This window comes from Streptomyces sp. adm13(2018), from assembly GCF_008042145.1.
Classification (GTDB): Bacteria; Actinomycetota; Actinomycetes; order Streptomycetales; family Streptomycetaceae; genus Streptomyces.
This window is the reverse complement of sequence record NZ_RDBH01000089.1, coordinates 1-3,154: the sequence shown is the minus strand read 5'-3', so window position 1 is coordinate 3,154 and position 3,154 is coordinate 1. Positions and strand designations below refer to the sequence as shown.

Sequence of the window (3,154 nt, the reverse complement as noted above, 5' to 3'; positions counted from 1 at the left end):
GGCGGCCCCCGGGGGAGCGGGGGCCATGGCCGGGGCCGGAGCGCCCGCGAACGACTGGCCGCCACCCCGCGGCCGGCCGCCCGGCCGCGGGGCGGCCGCGCGCGCGAAGGCCTCGGGAGCGGAGCCGTACCCGCCGGGCGGCGGCGGTGCGCCGAAGGGCTGCGGCGCCGGCGGGGGAACCGGCGGCCCGGCGGCGACCGCCGGCGGCGGGACGGGGTCGGGGACGAACCCACCGCCGACGGCGCCGGGCATCGCGGGGCCGTCCAGGGGTGCGCGCCGCGGGGCCGGGCGCGGCCCCGCCGCCGCGTAGCCGGCGAAGAGGTCGGCGAGCCCCGCCGGGGGCTCGCGCCAGCCGGACGGGGCGGGGGCCTCCTGACGGCGACCGATCCGGATCGAGCGGAGCTTCGGCAGGTCGGTGCGGCGGCGCAGGTCGGCGGTGGCCAGGGCGATGCGGACGCCGGTCCAGTCCTCGCCGGTGCGCTGGGCGACCGACGCGCGGAGCACCAGCCGCCCGGTGCCGTCGCCCTGACGGTGGGTGAGCCGGTAGGCGGGCACCCACACGGCGCCCGGCACCCCGTACTCCACCTCCAGCCGCACCTCGGGTCCGTCCGGCCCCGGAGCGGCCCCTTCGCCGTCCGCCCCGGCGTCGCCGGCCGTTCCCGCGGTCAGGGTGAGGACCGCGGACACCGTGGTCTCCACATGGGCCGAGGGGGTGGCGCCGGAGGCACGGGCGAGCCGGTCGGCGGCCACGGACAGCGTGTGCTCGGACCGGACCAGCTCGTCCTCCAGTTCCGCGAGCCGGGCGTGCAGTCCGGTGAGCCGCTCGTCGACGAAGTCGGCGAGCTCCAGCCACGCGTCGACCGGCGTACGGCGGTGCGGGTCGTCCCGCCTGCGGGGCGGCGGCACCGGGCGTACGGCGGCGAGCTCGGCGATCAGCGCCCGCTGACGGTCCCGCCGCCCCTCGGCCGCCGCGTGCGCGTCGGTGAGCCGCTCCACCTCCTGCCGCAGGCCCTCGGAGGCGCCGGGGTCGGCGGTGAGCGGTTCGGCCTCGATCCGCAGCCGGGCCTCGGTGACCCGTACCCCGGAGTCGTCCAGGACCCGGGCGCGCAGCGAGCCGGGGTCGAGCGAGCGCGGCAGCCCGGTGACCCGCACCCGGCCGTCCGGGGGCAGGACGCCCCGGGCCAGGCGGCGGCAGAGTGCCCCCTGCGCGTACACGACGACCGAGTCGAGCTCCGAACCCCACACCGACGGGGTTCCGGGCGTCCCGGCCGTGTTCGCCCCACCGCTCCCGGTGGTCCCCCCGGTCCCGGCCTTCGGTTCCGTCGTTCCAGGCGCCATACGCCCCCGCCCCCGTTCTGTCGTGCCGTCCCGCCTCGCCCGCGGCGTGACGAAGCCTACGCCCGGGCACCGACACCCACCGAGGGCTTCGCCCGGACCGCCCGCCGACACCCGCCGAGGTGGCGCCCGGCACCGCCCGCCACCGGCCCCGGGACGGCCCCCGGGCCGCTTCGGTGGTTGGCCGGCGCCGGGAGTGGGACGCTGGTACCCGGGGTTCCGTGCCGACGAGACTCGGGAGGGCCCGATGGGACGTGACGTCCCGGCGCAGGAGTTCAGCCGTGAGGACCGCCGCCGGTTCCGGAACAAGATGCACGCGTGCCTGGACGTGTTCGCGCGGATGCTGCGCGAGTCGCGGTTCGACTTCGAGCGGCCGCAGGTCGGTCTGGAGATCGAGCTGAACGTGGTGGACGCCGCCGGCGAACCGGCCATGCGCAGCACCGACGTGCTCGACGCGATCGCCGATCCGGCCTGGGCGACCGAGCTGGGCCGGTTCAACCTGGAGATCAACCTCGCACCGCGGCGGCTCAGCGCGGGCGGCGGCCCCGACTCCTGGGAGCAGGAGATCCGCGAGGCGCTCAACCACGCCGAGCAGCAGGCGGCGGGCATCGGCGCGCACCTGGTCATGATCGGGATCCTGCCGACGCTGGAGCGGGACGACGCCGGCCCCTCCTCGCTCTCCGAGAACCCCCGCTACCACCTGCTGAACGAGCAGATCTTCGCGGCCCGCGGCGAGGACCTGCTGATCTCGGTGGACGGGGTGGAGCGGCTGCGCACCCGCGCGGAGACGATCACGCCGGAGGCGGCCTGCACCAGCACCCAGTTCCATCTCCAGGTCGCCCCCGACGAGTTCGCCGCCTACTGGAACGCGGCGCAGGCCGTGGCGGGCGTGCAGGTGGCGCTCGCGGCGAACTCGCCGTTCCTGTTCTCCAAGGAGCTGTGGCGGGAGACGCGCATCCCCCTGTTCGAGCAGGCCACCGACACCCGGCCCGACGAACTCAAGGTGCAGGGCGTGCGGCCGCGGGTGTGGTTCGGCGAGCGGTGGATCACCTCCGTCTTCGACCTCTTCGAGGAGAACGCCCGCTACTTCCCGGCGCTGCTGCCCCTCTGCGACGAGGAGGACCCGGAGAAGGTGCTCGACCGCGGCGGGGCGCCGTCGCTGTCCGAGCTGACCCTCCACAACGGCACCGTCTACCGCTGGAACCGTCCCGTCTACGACGTGGTCGACGACGTCCCGCACCTCCGCGTGGAGAACCGGGTGCTGCCCGCCGGGCCGACCGTCGCCGACACGCTTGCCAACGGCGCGCTCTACTACGGTCTGGTCCGCGCCCTGGTCGACGAGGACCGGCCCGTCTGGACGCGGATGTCCTTCGCCGCCGCCGAGGACAACCTGCACACCGCCGCCCGTCACGGGATCGACGCGCAGGTGTACTGGCCGGGGATGGGCGAGGTGCCGGTGACGGAGCTGGTCCTGCGGCGCCTGCTGCCCCTCGCGGACCGCGGCCTCGAACGGATGGGCCTGGAGGCGTCCCGGCGGGAACCGCTCCTGGGCGTCATCGAGCAGCGGTGCGTCAGCGGCCGCAACGGAGCGGTGTGGCAGTCCGAGATGTTCCATCACATCCACGACATCGACCACGCGGACCGGCACGAGGCGCTGCGGCGGATGACACAGCAGTACATCGAGTTCATGCACCTGAACGCGCCGGCCCACACCTGGCCGGTCGACTGAGGCGTACGGCGGGGGGACCGCGGGCAGGGCGTGATCATGACCGACACGCCTCCCACGCCCCACGACGCCACCGCCCGCCCTGCCCCGGGC

Annotated in this window: 2 protein-coding genes; one reads left to right on the top strand and one right to left on the bottom strand. The window is 76.1% G+C overall.

Annotated features, from left to right (window positions below; all coding sequences use genetic code 11):
- The coding region (locus EAO70_RS08065; protein ID WP_148002343.1) for a DUF4139 domain-containing protein at positions 1-1,338 on the bottom strand (1,338 nt) is incomplete at its 3' end.
- A gap of 244 nt (positions 1,339-1,582) precedes the next feature.
- On the opposite strand from EAO70_RS08065, the gene EAO70_RS08060 reads away from it, so the two are divergent.
- Positions 1,583-3,064 (top strand): glutamate--cysteine ligase, encoded by a 1,482-nt coding sequence (locus EAO70_RS08060; protein WP_148002322.1) that lies wholly within the window; start codon positions 1,583-1,585, stop codon positions 3,062-3,064.
- The last annotated feature ends 90 nt before the right edge of the window (positions 3,065-3,154 follow it).